Below are 17547 nucleotides of genomic sequence, written 5' to 3' on the forward strand. Positions count from 1 at the left end.
GTTGTCATTGAGGTAGTTCCAGATCACGAGTGAAGGGCAAGTCGATTTCACGGGTTTCTTTGGTGGTCGTTGTGGTATCGGAAACGACCCGCTCGGCAAGCACAATGGTTATATTGTCGTGTCCGCCCCGGTTCTTCGCTAGTTTGACTAATTCGTCGGCGGCATCGTGCAGGTTGGCCTGTTGCAATACCTGTATGAAATCGGCATCGAGGCAATATTCATACAGACCATCGGAGCAGAGTAACAGCCGGTCGCCCGAATCGAAAGGCAGAACACATCGTCCCAAATCCACCCGAATATCGGCTTTGGTACCCATTGCCTGCGTCAGCACGTTTCGTTCTGGATGGCTGGCAGCGGCTTCGGGGGTAATCTCGCCCGACCGAAGTAACTCCTGGATATAGGTATGATCCTGGGTTAACTGGATAAGCTGCCCCGTTTTAAATAAGTAGGCCCGGCTATCGCCAACGTGGGCGAAGTAAAGTTGCTGGTCATGAACCACAATGGCTGTGCAGGTGGTGCCCATGCCTCGAAACGCATCGTGCTGCCGGGCTTCATCGAAGATCTGCCGATTGGCCATCTGGAATGCTCGTAACAAACTTTTCTCAATGGATTCAGAATGCTGAAAATATTCCCGGTTCACGATTTCGGCGGCCATTTGGCTGGCTACCTCTCCGGCTAGATGCCCACCCATGCCATCGGCTACGAGCAGGAGATGGCCTTTAATCCGACGAAGGCCTTCGTCGGCCAGGCGGACAAACAGGCCGGTATCTTCATTGTTTTGCCGGACATTGCCCAGATCAGAAACCACCACGGCGTTGACTTCATCGACTGGTGAGCTTCCAGTTGGCGCAGGGCTGGTGGGTTGTTCAACAACCGATTCGGCGGTTTCCGGAAGCGCGGCCGGATCGTTGCTGCCGAATAGCCAGTTAAAGAAATTTTTCATGAGCGCGGGGGGCTATCGGTCAAAATAACACTGATAAAGGTCCTGTACTTCGGGGTCAATGATAAACTGCTGCTCGGCTCCCAGGTGCCGAATGGTAATCGGAAGTGGCTGGCCGGGTGTCCGTTTTACCACAAAGGGTTCTTTGGATTGTACGCTTCCATCGGGCATAACAAGCTCAAGATCATAGTCGGCGTTGAGTACTTCGACCCGAATCTGTTCATACTGTTCAGGCGGTTGGATAACGGTCTCTTCGGATTTTACAGGCTTCGTTACAGTGCGGTTGACGAAGGTAATCCCAGCTATACTGATGGCTCCGGCTAGCAGCCAGTACCGGATAGTAACGGGCCAGTTGAGCGTTGGTAAGGCTGGTAGTGAGAAAAGGTTTTCTGCAATAAATCCTTGTTCAACCGGTTTTTCCAGGATTGATTCAATGTCTGCGGCATTGGGTCGTTTGGCTGGATTTGTTTGCAGGCATTGGGTAATCACGGATGCCAGTTCCGGCGAAAGGGTAGGGTTAAGTAAGAGCGGGCGGGTGAAGTGCCCATGGTCAATTTGATGGCGTAGAAGAAGCGGATTCCGTTCGTCGAAGGGCAGGTGCCCCGTTGTCATTTCGTAGAGCAGAACACCCAGGGCCCAAACATCCGATTTTGGTTCAACCTGAGCCCGAAACTGCTCGGGGGCCATAAATTCAGACGTTCCAACGGCGTGTCCAACCTTCGTTAACTGAGGAGTATAGCGCCCTTTGGCAATTCCGAAATCAAGTACTTTAACCTGACCATCGGGGCGAATCCGAATATTTGATGGTTTCAGATCCCGGTGTATAATGCCCATCTGATGCAGGTAAGCAACGGCCCTGGCAATTTGCCGGATGATCCGGCTTGCTTCTTCGTTACTCAGTCGTTCTCTCCGTCGAATCAACTCATCCAGGGATAGTCCGTCGATCCATTCGATAACCAGCGCTGGGCGATCATCAATCAGCGTGACATCGTACAGGGCAGCAATATTGAGATGCGAAATAGATGCCTGGAGCGATGCTTCGTTGCGGAACCGGGCGGCAAACTCAGGTCGGTATAAAACTTTCACGGCCGCCTGCCGACCCGTTTCCAGATTCCATGCTTTAAACACTTCCCCCATTCCCCCCGCACCGACGTAATCGGTCAGGCGGTAGCCAGCAACAACGCGGTGGAGGTAGGAGTGAGCGGGTAGCATGGATAGACGGAGTTTATAGTTTGGAGTCTGAAGTTCGTAGTTTGATGTTACGGTACCCTGATTAAGCGTCAGCCAACTTCAAACTACGAACTACAAACTTTAAACAGTTATTATTCAACCACTTGCCGACGGCCCATTAACTCCAGACCGTATTTGATGGGGATTGCGAAGGTGATTCGGGTGGCATCTTCCCGGCTGGTGCTGGCGGAGAATATACCAATGGCGTTACCATCTTTGTCAAATACGGGCCCACCACTGTTGCCTGCTCCCGTTGCATTGGCTGTAAGCTGGTAGTAGTCACCAAATTCGCTGTAGTAAGCGGCTGCTTTCCCGGCCGACTGTCCGCGCAGAATCTTGCCAATATTGCCCGGTGTGACCGTTACATCGGGCACTTTAACGACCTGAGGATTCCGGTTGGCAAAGTCAGACGAATACTCGCCTACGAAAACATCGGGTGAAATGCCAGGGTAGCCCATAACCGTGATCGGCTGACCAACAGCAATATCTTTGTCGGCATCGCGCAGTTTAACCGGGGTGAGCGTTTCGGGCAGGTCGATTTTAATAATGGCTACATCGTGTTTCGAGGAAACAATGGGCTTACCCTGCGCTGGGAACCGTTGCTCGTTCTTATTGAAGGTAACGTCGAGGTAGGTGTTCTCGCCTTCAATTACTTTCCCTGACATTGGCTTTTTGCCGAAGAACTGGGTTTCGCCGGGCACCCAACGGAATTCCTGTACTGGCGTTGGGCTAATTTCCCAACCTTTAGCCCCTTCTACCAACAACATACCAGGGAAGGCATCCTGCGGGAAGCTGTAATAGGAATTCCAGGCGGCTGCTACGTGTCGGTTCGTCAGAATATGCCCCTGGGGCGATACAACAAAGCCGGTTCCACTGGCTCCTGCCATGGCAATTGGCTTACCAACGGCCACATTTCGCTTCAGACCCAACAAGGGTTCAATTTTACCCGAAGACGTTTCAATATACATGGCCACGTTAACTACACTTCCGTCTTTCTGCTTTACGGGCATGTATTCGTGGTAAATGTCGTCGCCGGTTGGAGTATACGTTAGCTTGTAGCCAAATTCAATGAAAACAACTTTGCTGGTGTTGGCAGTAGCAATCTGTTCGGCGTTTAGGCTATTGTCTTTGACACCCTCATGAATGACCTCCTTCGTTTTCACATAATAGGTTTTGGTGTCTGGCTTGATTTTGTCTTTGAAGGCATAACCCAGCCCTGATAATACAACCAGCAAACCGGCTACGCTCAGCAACACGCCCTTGTTCGTTTTCCGACGCTCGGTCATCATCATCCGCTCAACGGTTTGTTTGCCAAGGCCAACTTTGTGCGGAACTGCGATATCGCTTTCGTTCGATCCGCTATGGGTTTCGGCCAGGCTCATTTCTGTCGTTGGTTTGAACGACGGAATGTCGACAACGCGGGTGCTCATCATTAGTTCGGCAGGGCGAGGGTTCAAATCGAACTGGAAAACAGGACCGCCCTGACCCAGTTGAATTTCATCGCCAGGCTGAATAGGAGCGGAGTTGCTGATGCGGCTCTTGTTGACGAAAATGCCGTTTCGGGAGTTGTTGTCTACGACACTGAATGATAGCTCGTTACCAGGGTCGCGGACAATTTTGCCGTGATCGCGGGAAACGGCTGAGTCGCGTTCCGGATCGAATCGGATAACATTGGTGGTGGCCCGGCCGAAGCTCAGTTCGTTGTATTTCTTGTAATCGAACTCTTCGACCTGATTTGCTTTGCTACCGGTTAAGTGACGGATGACGTAACGATTGACTAGAGTTGCCATGATTTTGTATATGTCTTGGGGTGAAAAGTGATTGCCGTTTGACTGATACAAAGTTGGCGGATGGGCCGTCGGTGGGAAATCGGGGAAAGCCCTGATTTGCTTCCCGGCGAACCTATATTTTTCATCTATAGGTTTTCCTATATTTTGATCCAGCTCCTTGTCATTGAGCTTGTTAAATGACTACTTTGGATAGCGAATGAGTGAATAAGTGAATGAGTAAATGAGTGAAAGTGCGAAAACCAGCAAGCACTCATTATCCCTTTCGCTCGTTCGCTCATCTACTCTTTCACTCATTCGCTCTTTAGTTATGCGCTACGTTCTATTCCTCTTTCTAACCTGCACAATAGCCGTTGCCCAGAATCCAACTATCGATTCGTTACGGAACCAGCTAACCAAGCTACCTCTAGACAGTAATCGGGTGAAAACGATGCATGAGCTGGCAACTAATCTGTGGTGGAATGGCTATGACTCGCTGGCCCGCCAGATGCTTTACCAGGCAATGCACGTAGCCAGGCAGACCAACTACGCCACGGGTGAGATTCGCGCCCGGCTGGCACTGGCCCGGATTGAAGCGGATTATCTGTCGGACACCAGATCGGCTCATGTGCAATTGGATTCGGCTCAACAACAGGCTATTGCCATCCATGATTTGTCTTTGCAGGGACAGGTGTTTCTGCGAAGGGCGCAACTGTATGAGAATATCATGGACAAACTTCCTGAAGCCAGAAACTTGCTGGACAAAGCATTACAGAAGTTCCAGCAAGCCCACGATCAAAAATGGGAAGCGCAGGTACACAACGAAATGGCGATCATGAAGATGGGCGAAGGGAATTATGTAGCAGCTATTAACTTATGGCTCAATACCCGACGGATTCAGGAGTCGATACAGGATTGGAAAGGCCTCCGATCTACTTTACCCAACCTGGGTTCTGCCTATATAAAACTCAGACGGTATACCGAAGCGATGGCTTGTTTTACGGAAGCCGAAAAGGTAGCCGACCGACTAAATGATGGCATGATCCGAACGTTTATCCTGAGTCGAAAAGCCGAAATACTTGAAAAAGAAGGCAACTATACCCAAGCTCTGGCATTGTTTTTTCAGCAGATAAAAGCGTACACGACGCCTTACCAGCCCAGTCATCTGGCCAGGGCCTATGGCTCGGTTGGTCGAATGTATATTGAACTTAAACAATTCGATAAAGCACTTAAATACAGTCAATTATCGCAGGGTATTTATCGAAAAACTGTAGAGAAAACGCAGGAAGCGCTGGAACATAATGCTCAGGCTAATTTCGGTAAGATTTATCTGGCACTAAAACAGTACAGGCGTGTGATTCCGTACGCTCAGGCAGGACTGGCCTGGACTAAAGATGTAAAAGAAATGCGCCCCGAACGAACGGAATACGTTCGCCAACTGGCCGAAGCTTACGATCATTTGGGAGAGCCCGCCAAAGCGCTACGGTATTTTAAGTGGTACAAAGCCGAAGCCGATACCATGCTGAACGAAGAGGCCATGCAGAAAGCCACTGTGGCCAGCATGACCTATGATTTCGAGAAAAAGCAACAAGGTGTTCGGTTGAAGCAGGCGCAACAGGAAGTACGAATTCAATCGCTGGAAAACGACAAACTGGAACAGACGCGTAACCTGCTCATTACCTTGTTACTACTGGTTGCGGGTGTCCTCAGTTTTGTATTCTGGAATAACCGCCGATTGAAGATCAGAAATGAGGAACTCTCCCAGAAAAACGCCGAAATTGAAGCGGCTTTATACCGGGGACAGACGCTGGAACGCAAACGAGTGGCCAGTGAGTTGCACGATAGTGTTGCATCTAAAGTATCAGCGCTGAAATGGCGGTTCGAAGCCTTCGATACCTCGCAGTTCGATACCGAGCAGCACCGGGAGCACGCCCGATTGCTTGATCACATGGGCGAAGTGTATGAAGATATCCGGTCTATTTCGCACAATCTCATGCCCGAAATTCTCGAAAAATTGGGCCTCCAGGCAGCGTTGGTCAAGTTAACGGATACCCTAAACGTTCAGAACCGAACCCGATTTCAGGTAGAAGTTGACCAATCGGGAGAGGATGTGCGAGGCAACACGGCCTATGATCTCTATACGATCACGCTCGAATTGGTGAACAACATCCTGAAACACGCCAAAGCCCGTCAGGCTGATATTTCGTTAACGCGACGGAATGGCTTTCTAACCCTGACGGTACAGGACGACGGTCAGGGGATGCAACCGGAGAAGAATCAGGATGGCTTTGGGTTACAGAACATTAAGTCGCGCCTGGAGCGGCTGGGAGGCACCTATCTGGTATCGAACCCGGCGCAGGGAGGAACGTGTATACATGTTCAGATTCCGGTTGCGGTGTAGGGTTACCCAGGGTACAATCTACAAAGTCGAGTTGGACGAAGGCAATGAGCCTCTCTCAGCTTGAAATTGATTGACAGGATTTCGTGTGAATCTAAATCAGACAACTTAGGACAATGGACGAGGTTTTCGGTGGTTTTACAAACTTTTACATCTCGTTTATAACTCTTTACTACTAAAAAACTTCAGGATAGTTGACGCCCAATACCTTTACTGTATTGTTTTATCAAATCAATTATAGTCATGAATAGCTATAGCCTTGTTTTATTTCTCCTTTTGCAATTCTCATTTTATCAGGCGTTAGAATTTCCACAGTTATCCCCACTACTGGCTAGTCAGCAAAAACAAAAAAGAAATAAGGCTGGAGCTGCAAACATCATTTTTAAATCTACAGATGGCGGACAGACATGGCAGGACATTAGCGAAGGGCTGCCTGAAAATTTGCCAGCGGATAGTTTCGTTGAACATGATAGTGAGCTCTATATAAGTGCTGGCAATGGGATATATCATAGTAAACCAAATTCCACAGCTCCTTTTTGGGAAAAAGAGATTTCCCCTGAAAAATATAGCAGCCTTATTCCTGGTAAGACTGGAATAGTTGCCTACAATCACAATGGCCAATTTTTACAAAAAATAAACGGAACGAGTGTATGGTCGCCAATGTACACGAATTTGCAAGAGAGGGAAGTACGCACCTTTTTTGAAAGTGATGAAGGTGCATTTTTTGTCGGTTACAACAACGGCCTTTTTAAATCCACCAACAGTGGAAAAACCTGGAAACAAGTCTATGCAGGAGGCTGGGTAATGAAATTGGTTGAGTCAAACGGTGTGCTGATGGCGACCAGCCAGAAGGGTATAATAGTGTCGACCGATGATGGTGAGAACTGGAATTGTGTAATTAGCGAGGGCGGTGTGGGCATCGCTGTAGAACGCATCAAAGGCGGATTTGCGGCTATTACGTATAATACAGAGTCGGAAACCAGACGAGTGCGAACATCCTACGACGACGGTAAAACCTGGCAGCCCATTGATGCCGGCCTTCCGGCAAGCCTTTCAATTTCCTCAATTATTCAGGTTGGTGAATACTTCTTTTGTGGTCATCCTGGCGGCATTTTTAGATCATCAGATAAGGGAAAAACATGGAAACTGTTACTTCCTTCTATCGACAATAAAGTCTTCAATTTATCGGTTTCAGGCAACGTGATTTATGCCATACCCAGAAACGGAGGATGTTGAAAATTACATTATTTGCTATTTTGTATGACCCCGTCGGGGTCAGATATTTATAGCCAATTGAGCCTTTACTATAGCATTTGACCCCATCGGGGTCATACAAAATAAAGTGAAGTTTAATTCTGCTTGATTACTTAATCTAAGTTGTATGAAAGGCGATTGATTTGATAGGCAAACCCCTTAAAAAAACAGACATAGCACAAGCCAGACTACCTTTGAAGTGCGAAAACAGAGGTAAATCTAACCAGCTATGTCTGAGAAAGTAGTGGCAATTTATTGCTTTTTGGATGATTATTTCATCGAAGTGGGCAAAAATCAGGGGAGTGTAAAACCCCAGACAACTCCTAAAGTTAGCGACAGTATCGTGTTGACAACCGCCATCATATCGGCCCCTTTCTTTGGTGGCAATCAAGCCTCGGCTATGCTCTACATGGCTGATAAGCAAGGTATTGTCATGCTTGAGAAATCGGCGTTCAATCGTCGTCTTCACCGCCTGGCGACCACACTGAGTGCCTTGTTCTACTATCTGGCTGATTTTTTCAAAGCACTCAATCTGAGCGGAGAATACCTGATCGATTCGTTTCCTGTGGCAGTTTGTGACAACATCCGCATTGGCCGATCGCGGTTAGTCAAAGGGGAGGAATATCGAGGGAAGATTGCGTCGAAGCGTCGATTCTTTTTTGGCTTTCGTGTTCAACTCATCACCACCCGCGACAAGCAACCGGTTCAGTTTTTTATTCTGCCGGGTTCGTATGTGGATGTGACGGCGCTTCAGATGATGCATTTGACGTTGCCAGCAGGTAGCGAAGTCTATGGGGACTCGGGCTACACCGATTACGAGCAAGAGGATTTGTATGCTGAGAGTGAGGAGGTTAATTTAAGAATACAACGAAAAAGTAATAGCCAACGCCCCGATCAAGCTTGGGAAGCTGCTTACAAAAAGCAACTTCGCCAACGGATTGAGCAGGCCTTTAGCCAGATTACGATGCGATTTCCTAAGAAAATTCATGCCGTTACTGAAGCCGGTTTCCTTATTAAAATCGTGTTGTTTTTGATAGCCTATACCCTCGAAACAAACTTGTGACATACAACTTAGATTACTTAAGTAAATGACTATAATAATCCTAACCTGATCAGTACGATTACTCATTACTCAGGGGCCAATAACGTTTTTAGTCTGTTTTTGGCTTCCTCATTGGTTGGATTAACGGCAATGGCTTTCTGATACGTTGCTATCGCATCTTTTTTACGATGTAACGCTTCGTAGGTTTTTGCCAGGCTGACTAATGCGATATCTCGTCCAGGAAATTCGGTAACGTTGTTTTCGAAAATAAGCCGTGCATCCTCATATCGTTTTAAGGTAACTAATTGATTGCCAAGCTGGTCCATGGCTAGCCAGTCGATATAATACCGGCTCGTGTCCGCTTTCATCCGTTTATAGTCGTCAATCGCTTTTTGGGCATGTTGCGTGGCTAGCAATGTTTCTAAAACTTTATGAACAGGTTGTTTCAGCGCAACGGGTTTGTCATAAAGAATTCGCATCAGATTCGATGTAATGCCAAAAAAATGAGTCGGGGTACTATTGCAAAGAAAAATAATCAGGCTGTTGGTTTCCGGTATGCGAATGAGGAACGACAGGAATCCTTCGGTCATACCCAAATGATAATTGGTAAAAACGCTATCGGTTGCGGTATACTTAAACTGCTGATTAAACCAGCCAAAACCATAGCGCCAGGGCCGTATGCCTGGCGTAAACATCTGGTCCGTCAGGGTTTTATTCAGCAATGAGTTATTCGTAATAGCCAGATGTAAGTTGAATAAGTCGTCGACGGTTGAATAAAGATCGCCCGTTCCCATGGTATTCGACTGATCCCGAAAATCAGCACTGGTAAAGCCCCCTAAACTATAATCGTAGCCCGAAGCACGTTGAGCCACAATCTGTGTATGAGCATACGACCCCGAATGACTCATGCCAATTTTATCGAAAATATCGTCTTTCATTAACTGGGCATACGATTTTCCCGTAACCCGTTCCATAATATAGCCAAGTGTAAAATACCCCCAGCTACTATAATAGTAGTTTGTGCCCGGCGTAAAGACAAGTGATGAGTCCTTATATAATTTTATGTACTCCTCCCTGGTAAAATACTGGCGACTGATTCTTGGAAAGAAGTCGTTGATGATATCATAATTCGGGATGCCCGATGTGTGATTCAGGAGTTGCTTTATTTTGATACGACTACCGTTATTTTTTGAAAATTCAGGAATATAATCAGCAATTGTTTTATCCAGATCTAGTAAGCCTTTCTGGACCTGTATCAGCACCAGGATAGCCGTCAGCGGTTTTGAAACAGAACCAAGCATGAACTTTGTGTCGGTCGTATTGGCTATATTCCACTCCCGATTAGCCATCCCAAACGCCTGTTTATAAATAACCTTCCCGTTCTCAGCCACTAAAACGCTACCATCAAACATATTAAACTGATGATACGACTTCATCAATTGATCTAAACGTTCTGGCTTGCTTTGTGCCTGACCAGGCAAAAAAGCTAAGGAAAACAGGCTGATTAATATAAAAAGTCGTTTCATCTCATTTTGCCGCTAGCTATCGTAAGCTCCCCATTTTCTAAAAACTGGCATGTAGGTGTAGCGTTAAGCTATTCGTTCTGAATGGTATCAGTTTGTTTTTTTGTAATTAGTACCATTATACGTTTTATCCAGCCAGGCAACCACTTGCTCCCAGCTGGCAAAGGGAATTTTAGCGTGAGTGGTGTTTTTCATAACTAAGAATTCCTTTTTATTGCCCGGAACCAGATCGTAGAACTCTTTCACTTTATCGATCGTAAACAATTCATCTTTATCGCCAACCCCTACCAACACCGGAACAGTCAGGGTCTTGGGAAGCCGGAGTTCCTTGACATTCAACATGGTCAGAAAGCGAAGGGTATATTTAAAATTGAACAGGGGATCTTTCGTTACTGTCATACCCTCTCTATAGTATTCAACTGCCTGATACGATGGACGGAAAATAGAGCTGGCAAAAATTTTCATTTTCTCAAACAAGGTGGGTGGTTTATTCAGCCCTTTTCGGCCTTCGTAAGCGCCTGAGAGTAGTATCAAGCCTGATAGCTCATTGGGAATGGCATCCGCGGCACAGATCGCCGAAGCTACGCCCAGGCTATGGCCTAACACAACCACTTTTGGGTAACCAAGCGTTTTGATATATCGGACCGACTCCACTAAATCGGCAATCCATCTTTCTTTACCGGGGCTATCTCCGCGGTTTCCATCCGATAAGCCATGCCCTCGGTAATCCAGACCAAACGTTGTATAGCCACCTGCTGCAAATGGTTTTCCAGCCATATCATAGGCACCACTGTAGGCGGTTATGCCATGGAAAATCAACACGGCAATGTCTTTTTTAGCGGGCAGAATCGTGTCCGGATTCCACCTTCGCAGAAATAACGTTTCCCCATCCGTTGTGGTAAATTGGTCATGGGGGCCGATGAACTGCTGTCGTAATTTCGCAGCTTCTTCCGGCGAAACCCCAACATGATTTGTCTTTGATTTTGTTTGCAGAAACGCCAATATCAAGCCAAAAACCAAAACAGCGGCCACTACGGCAATAAGCGTGTAGGCTATCCTCCTAAATACTTTTTTCATGCCGAATTAAATAGTTTTTCTGTCATTCCGACGATAGGAGGAATCTTAAAGTTGCTTAGTAGGAGAGTCTAAGATTCCTCCTATCGTCGGAATGACAGAAAAAAAGCTGTTTTAACGCCAATTTAAAAATTTAAAAACCCCACGCCCCTGCCATTTCCTACAACAACCCGTGCTTGACGGCATACTTTATAATGCCAATCGAGTTTTTGACGCCTAATTTTCGGAGGATGTTGTGCCGGTGCGTTTCAACGGTTCCGGGACTGATGAATAGCTTATCGGCAATGGCGTTGGTCGACAGTTCCTGGGCAACCAGCTTGATGATTTCAATTTCGCGGTCGGTGAGGGGCGTAATGGGAGCGGGGGCTTCGTCCGAGGGGCGGATAGTGTCTACGGGTAAAGCCATCAACTGGGTCATAACGGATTCCGAGAAGTATTTTTCGCCACGGGCCAGCGTTTTTATTGCTTTTTCCAGCTCGGCTTTGCCCGCCCGTTTCATCACATAACCCGAAATACCTGCCCGAAAAGCCTCCCGAATTTTATCGGCATCTTCCGAAACGGTTAGCATCAGTACTTTAATCTGAGGGAATTGCTGCCGAACCTGGAGCGTCAGGTTAATTCCATTCAGAAGTGGCATATCCATGTCCGTTAAGAGGATATCGACCTCGTTTTCATGGAGAAAATTAACGACTTGTCGGCTATCGTTTAGGGTGCCAATTACCTCCACACCTTCAATTCGGCTGAGTAATAAAGATAAACTATCTAAAATGATTTCGTGATCGTCGGTTAATAGTACACGAATAGAAGAGGACATAAAAAATTCGGGTCAAGAGGAATGGGATATGTCAAATATACTACGGGTTTCAGCCATTGACAATCATCTGCTTTAGCGTATGGTAAATTTATGGTATTGTGTTGTCGGTTACTTATAACCGACAACACATTTTAATGCACCTGAAAGATTTTAAACTATCAGGCTGTCAATCTTGTATATTCACGATATGCATACTGCTCTACCGTTACTCCTGTTGTTCAGCCTTCTTTTGACGATATCTGCCTGCGCCCCGCGCTATAAAGGCCCCATAACCAATCACTTCGATGGCAAGAAATTCTTTAATCCGGGAATGCCCGAGCGAACCAGTGGTGGTTTGCTCAAATGGCTGCTTCACCGCGATAAAGGCCCCTGGCCTGAACAACCCGATGCTTATATCGGTGCTAAACCGGCCACGCGTATCGAGGGAGATAGTCTGGTGCTCACCTTTGTGAATCACTCGACCTTTCTGATCCAGACAAACGGCCTGAATATCCTAACGGATCCCGTTTGGTCGAAACGAGTTGGACCAACGTCGTGGCTTGGGGTTAAACGCAAACGCCCGCCGGGGTTGCGCTTTGAGGAATTGCCACCCATTGATGTTGTGCTACTGAGCCATAATCACTACGATCACCTCGACTTGCCGACGATTGAAAAACTGGTCAAAGCCTTCAATCCTCTGTTTGTAACACCGCTTGGCGTATCCTATCTGCCCAAATCGGTAAACGGGCGCATAACCCGAGAACTTGACTGGAATGATACCTTGCAGGTTAACGAAAAGCTCCGCCTTACCTGCACACAGGCCCAGCATTTTAGTAATCGGGGCATTGGCGATCGGGACGAAACCCTCTGGTGTGGCTACCTGTTGCATACCAGTTTTGGGACTACCTATTTCTGTGGCGATAGCGGCTACGGGCCTCATTTCAAGCACATTGGTGAGCAGGCAGGTGGGCCAATCAAACTAGCCTTACTGCCCATAGGCTCATACCGGCCTGAGTGGTTCATGGCCCCCGTTCATGTATCGCCCGCCGGAGCCGTTCAAGCATTTATTGATCTGAAAGCTACGCAAGCAGTTGGTATACACTTCGGTACATTTCAGCAGGGCGACGACGGGCTATTTGAACCCGCTGATGATCTTCGGAAAGCGCTTCAGATGAAGAAGATTGCCGAAGAGAAGTTCCTGGTGCCGAAGGAAGGCCATCCAATGGTGTTTAAATGATTCTTTTTGAACACAGAGCCATGGAAAGTTAAGCGAGAACGAGAGTACTACGCCAACCGAGGAATATAAAAAAACTCTGTGTTCTCTGTGGCTCTGTGTTGAAATTAAAAACTACAACAAAATATTGTTGACGGGTTGCATGGCGGGTGGAATATCCGTTTCGTCGAGCATTTCGCGGAGGTCAATTTCAATCGTGCGGCTCATGGAGGTGATGGGGGTGTCGTTTGCACTTCCTTCGAATGGGTTCTCGGTGCTTTCGCCAACCTGCTCCAAACTCATAAATACCCACGATACCAACACGCCAAAGGGAATGGTCAGCCAGACGGCGTGGTCGCCGAGTTTGTCAAACTCCTTGAGTAAACCAAATGGCACCAGCAACACGAACAGCCGGATAAACAATACGTTGATAGTAGCGAACTGGCGAGGGTAGGGGAAGTTTTTGATGCGTTCACTTTTTCCCTGATGCTCAAACAGTTCCTTTAACATTAATTCCAGCTCAACGTATCGGTAGTTCTCGATCCAGCCATCATCAGTCAGTTCACGTAGGTGTTTCGATTGAAGGGCTAATAACTGCGTAGCCCGGTTTTTCTTGCTTAACACATAGTTGGTTTCCTCGGCCGATAAGAGGGTGCGCAGTTCATCTGGCAGATTACTTTCCAGCTCAGGCACCTTGTAGAACTGGCGATATTCTGCATTGTAGCTTTTTTGCATATTCTCCCACTTTCGAGGCTCGCGCAGTTGAAATCGCAGTGCTGTGAGCCAGGCAATATGGCGATAAAGTAACTGCTGGTGCACAGCAGCTGAGCTACCCGACGAGGTTGTTGGGCTCCGTACAAAATCCCGAACCATAATACCCAGGCTTCGGCTGCTATTGACAATGCCACCCCAAATCTGGCGGGCTTCCCAGGCACGGGCGTAGGTAGCGTTATTGCGGAAGCCAGCAATGAAGGCTGCCGCTGTACCTAACAGGGCAATGGGTACCCAAGGCATGCCTAGCCATTCTAGTCCAACTACTTCATACAGAATGGTTACTGTACAATTAATTCCCAACAGCCAGTACAAATTCTGACGGGTCCAGAATAGAAATTCTTTTACAGTATAGTTTCTTCCAGCGTGCATGGTGATGGTAGAGTTTGTGGAGTAGGGATGTGAATGGTATCGTGAATGGAGTGGGTGTAGTAAGTTGTACTAGTAGCCTAACTTCACTCACTACACCCACTCCACTTACTGCACTAATTTAACTTTTTCTCATACGCCAGGAATCGTAAACCGGGGCGGAATCCGAGGGTGATCTCTCCGGCATACTGATAACCGAGTTTCGGGAAAAGTTTTTGGGTCGACTGATTTTCTGAGTTCGTGTCAATTCGTAAAAAAGAAATGCCATGTTCAAGAGCAAGCTTCTCGGCTTGTTCCAATAAAGCAACGGCCACACCCTGTCCACGAAAATTGGGATCAACAGCCAGTCGGTGGGTGACAATAGCGCGTTGGTTCAAATCGAAGCCTACCTGAGCGTATTCGGGCTCCTGGTCTTCGGTCAGAGCGGCTACACCCGCAAGTTGGCCGTCGATGTCGGCTACCCAAAGTTGTTGCTTGGAGATGTCCTGTCCGAAGACCGTTTCATTCGGGTAGTGGTCGTCCCACTGAAAATTTCCGGCTTCGTGCATAAGAGGAATCACGTGTTGCAGGAGCGTTACTAAAGCTGGAATATCGGACGGGGTAGCGGGGCGAATGGTCATATATATGAGGTTTCTTACTCTACAATAACTCGATCACCGTGGCTTTTTGGCATTGAGGTCACAGTGAAAATAACGTCATTTGGGGAGTCATTTCGCATCTGGTGCGCTATGAAAGGTGGAATTTCAATGCCTTCATTGGCTTTTAATGTACTGGTTTCCTCGCCAATTTGCATGGTTGCTTCGCCGGATAAGACAAAGAAAAACTGATGCGAGCGTTCATGGTAATGCTTCACTTCTGCCGTGCCAGGGGGCATGCGTTCCTGAATGATGCTTAATAAATCCGACTTCACTAAATGCCAGCCATCGCAGCCATCTCCCCACATATAGTGCTCAGCATTTTGAGTGGAGATGATGTGTATAGAATTTCCGGTCATCAATTTGTTAGAATTAGAACACGCAAAATCAGATTAATCATTCGTCACTGGTGTGATCCCGATGGGGTCAAATGGTTATAGTAAAATCATCCTCTATACATATCTGACCCCATCGGGGTCACACCAGCGATATAATTCTTTGTGGCCTCCGTGTCTCTGTGTTTAATAATATTGCCACTTACTTCCCTTCCTTCAACATTTCAACCACCAGCGTTAACTCATTAACGGTCGCTTCGGGATCGCCCGAGAAACCGATTTGCCGATAGCGAACGCGGCCGTTTGGGCCAATGACCACCTTCGTTGGAATACCCTGAACTTTGTACGCATTAGCCACTTTTTGCTGACCGTCGAGGGGAACCACAAAATTGTAGGGATGCTTTTCCATGAAATTATGTACGCGCTGTACAGGACCGCCCTCGCGGGTGTTCACGAATAGAAACCGAACATTGGGGTCGTTTTGAAAGCGGGATTGCGCTTGTTGCATAGCCGGGAATGAGGCAATACAAGGCCCGCACCAGGTAGCCCAGAAATCCAGCACAATCACCTTTCCTTTAAATGCCGACGAAGAAATGGTACGCCCCAGTAGATCGTTGAGTGCAAAGGCAGGAGCCGGTTCATTAATGAGTTTTTGCTGAAGTTCATCGCGTTGATCGGCCTTTGTATCGGCTTCCAGATCGGCCAGATACGCATCGGCTTTAGCGGGTGTATTTCCGGCTTGTTTAGCGTACCAGTCGCGCAGGGCGGTTTTTAGACCCGTAGTCGCTCTGTCTACCTGTACAATGGCTTCAATGACCGGAAGCACATCGGCAACATGGTTCGTCCGCAGGGCACATTGGAAGTAACGTTCATTGGTGCGAGGGTCACTGTTCTCAACATCGTTGATCGAAACAACCTCCTGATAAGCCGTATAGGCATCCGCGTATTTACCCTGTTGTTCAAGCGCACGGGCGTAGGTGTTCATTAATTGCCGCTGACGACTTTGCTTTTCGGTATCCCAATTGCCCGCAATCGTTCTGGGCTTAGGCTGAGTTTTCAGAACGGTTAACCCCCGTTTGACCAGCTGTTCGGCTTCAGGGAGCGACCGTCGTTCATCAGCTAATTGAAACGCGATTGTATTCAGTACCAGCACATCCGTTTGTGTTACGGGCAGTTGGTCGACAAAGGTGACCAACCCCCGAATATCATTGTTCTTGAAATAGCCATTGGTCATAATCACCGACAGATCGAGCAGGTGGGGGGAGGTAGGGAATTCACGGACGAAGGCTTCGTAGGCAGCTTTCTGGCGAGCCCAGTTAGTTTCGGCCCGGATAGCAATGGCCCGGTCTTTCTGTACGAGCGAACCCGCCGGTTCCACTGTTTTCAGACGTTCGCGCAGGGCATTAACTTTCTGGAAATCGCCCATACTTTCATACAGCCTGGTGGCATCGGTCAATTCGGTGAGCGTTGGGTTAGGGCGGGAGGCCAGATACGACTCGATTGCTGCTTTGACTTTTGGGCCATAACCAGGTTTCTTCTGTTTGATCAGAGCTGCTAAATGATCGGACCAGTACAGAGGGCGCAACTCAGGATTCTGTACCAGTTCGTGTTCATATAGCGTAACAATCCAGTTCGGATCAGGACGGAAGTTCGTTTCATTCATGAAATGACTGCGCGTAAATACGGATGCCTGCCCACCTGTAACGTGCGGCACGATTCGGCCAGACTCATCACAAACCGGAATGACGTAGAACTGCCCGTTATTAAGATCGGTGTGTTGGGGGATCTTACTGTTTCGGAAAAACAGCATGATCCCGGTTACATCTTTTTTGGGAATAAATACTTCACCAATATAGTCATTACCTTGCCGCACCAGCGTAGCTGTTGCCGGCTGGCTAATGTACATCCTACTAGGTACTCCATATCGTACAAACCGACCCTCAAGCAGGCTATCTTTAGCCAGTGGCGTCGTTTGCGGGCTGTACGTAAACGATACGATTTGACCAATCTGAGGTCGTTCTGGCGAGAAACAGAATTGGGCCTGAGCGAATGACAACGCAATAACCAGGAGGGTGAGAGTTAAGAAAACCTTGCTGTTCATAACGAGTTTGGCGTCAAAATTGACTTGAAACTAACCATAGAGACACAGAGAATACAGAGTTAAAATAGATTGGTAATTAGGTAATTTTCACTCTTTGTTCTCT

14 protein-coding genes are annotated in these 17547 nt (G+C 47.6%); 4 read left to right on the forward strand and 10 right to left on the reverse strand.

The features are described from left to right. Positions 1-4: 4 nt before the first annotated feature. The 3 genes from EXU85_RS12605 to EXU85_RS12615 form a co-directional block, all read right to left on the reverse strand. Positions 5-943, reverse strand: coding sequence for a Stp1/IreP family PP2C-type Ser/Thr phosphatase (locus tag EXU85_RS12605; protein WP_142772419.1), 939 nt, complete (start codon positions 941-943; stop codon positions 5-7). A gap of 12 nt (positions 944-955) precedes the next feature. Then, positions 956-2152 (reverse strand): serine/threonine-protein kinase, encoded by a 1197-nt coding sequence (locus EXU85_RS12610; protein ID WP_142772420.1) that lies wholly within the window; start codon positions 2150-2152, stop codon positions 956-958. Between the two features lie 110 nt (positions 2153-2262). After that, positions 2263-3960, reverse strand: a complete 1698-nt coding sequence (locus tag EXU85_RS12615) for a trypsin-like peptidase domain-containing protein (protein WP_142772421.1) — start codon at positions 3958-3960, stop codon at positions 2263-2265. A 307-nt stretch (positions 3961-4267) separates the two neighbouring features. Here EXU85_RS12615 and EXU85_RS12620 point away from each other — a divergent pair, with 307 nt between their 5' ends. From EXU85_RS12620 to EXU85_RS12630, 3 genes are all read left to right on the forward strand, one after another. Then, positions 4268-6337 (forward strand): tetratricopeptide repeat-containing sensor histidine kinase, encoded by a 2070-nt coding sequence (locus EXU85_RS12620; protein WP_168207781.1) that lies wholly within the window; start codon positions 4268-4270, stop codon positions 6335-6337. A gap of 240 nt (positions 6338-6577) precedes the next feature. Then, positions 6578-7570: an exo-alpha-sialidase gene (locus tag EXU85_RS12625; RefSeq protein ID WP_142772423.1), complete on the forward strand. Its 993-nt coding sequence runs from the start codon at positions 6578-6580 to the stop codon at positions 7568-7570. 247 nt (positions 7571-7817) lie between these two features. After that, complete coding sequence (locus tag EXU85_RS12630; RefSeq protein ID WP_142772424.1) at positions 7818-8651, forward strand: IS982 family transposase; 834 nt, start codon at positions 7818-7820, stop codon at positions 8649-8651. 65 nt (positions 8652-8716) lie between these two features. Here EXU85_RS12630 and EXU85_RS12635 read toward each other — a convergent pair whose 3' ends face one another. The 3 genes from EXU85_RS12635 to EXU85_RS12645 all read right to left on the reverse strand — a co-directional run bounded on the left by EXU85_RS12635 (position 8717) and on the right by EXU85_RS12645 (position 12041). After that, the gene (locus EXU85_RS12635) at positions 8717-10156 is read right to left on the reverse strand and encodes a serine hydrolase (protein WP_142772425.1); all 1440 of its coding nucleotides are present in this window, start codon (positions 10154-10156) and stop codon (positions 8717-8719) included. 87 nt (positions 10157-10243) lie between these two features. After that, the gene (locus EXU85_RS12640; protein WP_142772426.1) at positions 10244-11230 is read right to left on the reverse strand and encodes an alpha/beta hydrolase; all 987 of its coding nucleotides are present in this window, start codon (positions 11228-11230) and stop codon (positions 10244-10246) included. Between the two features lie 157 nt (positions 11231-11387). Further along, complete coding sequence (locus EXU85_RS12645) at positions 11388-12041, reverse strand: response regulator transcription factor (protein ID WP_142772427.1); 654 nt, start codon at positions 12039-12041, stop codon at positions 11388-11390. Between the two features lie 187 nt (positions 12042-12228). On the opposite strand from EXU85_RS12645, the gene EXU85_RS12650 reads away from it, so the two are divergent. Further along, the gene (locus EXU85_RS12650) at positions 12229-13257 is read left to right on the forward strand and encodes an MBL fold metallo-hydrolase (RefSeq protein ID WP_142772428.1); all 1029 of its coding nucleotides are present in this window, start codon (positions 12229-12231) and stop codon (positions 13255-13257) included. Positions 13258-13368: 111 nt separating this feature from the next. On the opposite strand, the gene EXU85_RS12655 is transcribed toward EXU85_RS12650, so the two are convergent. The 4 genes from EXU85_RS12655 to EXU85_RS12670 form a co-directional block, all read right to left on the reverse strand. Further along, a complete protein-coding gene (locus EXU85_RS12655) occupies positions 13369-14376 on the reverse strand; it encodes a bestrophin family protein (protein WP_142772429.1) in 1008 nt (335 codons plus the stop codon). 113 nt (positions 14377-14489) lie between these two features. Beyond that, positions 14490-14993, reverse strand: a complete 504-nt coding sequence (locus EXU85_RS12660) for a GNAT family N-acetyltransferase (protein WP_142772430.1) — start codon at positions 14991-14993, stop codon at positions 14490-14492. A 14-nt stretch (positions 14994-15007) separates the two neighbouring features. Then, the gene (locus EXU85_RS12665; protein WP_210422465.1) at positions 15008-15367 is read right to left on the reverse strand and encodes a cupin domain-containing protein; all 360 of its coding nucleotides are present in this window, start codon (positions 15365-15367) and stop codon (positions 15008-15010) included. 178 nt (positions 15368-15545) lie between these two features. After that, entirely contained in the window at positions 15546-17444 is a 1899-nt protein-coding gene (locus tag EXU85_RS12670; protein ID WP_142772431.1) for a TlpA disulfide reductase family protein, read from the reverse strand. Positions 17445-17547 lie beyond the last annotated feature (103 nt).

This window comes from Spirosoma sp. KCTC 42546 (assembly GCF_006965485.1).
GTDB lineage: Bacteria > Bacteroidota > Bacteroidia > Cytophagales > Spirosomataceae > Spirosoma.

Excerpts from the sequence above, each read along its gene's own strand:
- EXU85_RS12605 (WP_142772419.1), bottom strand. The coding sequence starts at position 943 with ATGAAAAATTTCTTTAACTGGCTATTCGGCAGCAACGATCCGGCCGCG.
- EXU85_RS12610 (WP_142772420.1), bottom strand. The coding sequence starts at position 2,152 with ATGCTACCCGCTCACTCCTACCTCCACCGCGTTGTTGCTGGCTACCGC.
- EXU85_RS12615 (WP_142772421.1), bottom strand. The coding sequence starts at position 3,960 with ATGGCAACTCTAGTCAATCGTTACGTCATCCGTCACTTAACCGGTAGC.
- EXU85_RS12620 (WP_168207781.1), top strand. The coding sequence starts at position 4,268 with ATGCGCTACGTTCTATTCCTCTTTCTAACCTGCACAATAGCCGTTGCC.
- EXU85_RS12625 (WP_142772423.1), top strand. The coding sequence starts at position 6,578 with ATGAATAGCTATAGCCTTGTTTTATTTCTCCTTTTGCAATTCTCATTT.
- EXU85_RS12630 (WP_142772424.1), top strand. The coding sequence starts at position 7,818 with ATGTCTGAGAAAGTAGTGGCAATTTATTGCTTTTTGGATGATTATTTC.
- EXU85_RS12635 (WP_142772425.1), bottom strand. The coding sequence starts at position 10,156 with ATGAAACGACTTTTTATATTAATCAGCCTGTTTTCCTTAGCTTTTTTG.
- EXU85_RS12640 (WP_142772426.1), bottom strand. The coding sequence starts at position 11,230 with ATGAAAAAAGTATTTAGGAGGATAGCCTACACGCTTATTGCCGTAGTG.
- EXU85_RS12645 (WP_142772427.1), bottom strand. The coding sequence starts at position 12,041 with ATGTCCTCTTCTATTCGTGTACTATTAACCGACGATCACGAAATCATT.
- EXU85_RS12650 (WP_142772428.1), top strand. The coding sequence starts at position 12,229 with ATGCATACTGCTCTACCGTTACTCCTGTTGTTCAGCCTTCTTTTGACG.
- EXU85_RS12655 (WP_142772429.1), bottom strand. The coding sequence starts at position 14,376 with ATGCACGCTGGAAGAAACTATACTGTAAAAGAATTTCTATTCTGGACC.
- EXU85_RS12660 (WP_142772430.1), bottom strand. The coding sequence starts at position 14,993 with ATGACCATTCGCCCCGCTACCCCGTCCGATATTCCAGCTTTAGTAACG.
- EXU85_RS12665 (WP_210422465.1), bottom strand. The coding sequence starts at position 15,367 with ATGACCGGAAATTCTATACACATCATCTCCACTCAAAATGCTGAGCAC.
- EXU85_RS12670 (WP_142772431.1), bottom strand. The coding sequence starts at position 17,444 with ATGAACAGCAAGGTTTTCTTAACTCTCACCCTCCTGGTTATTGCGTTG.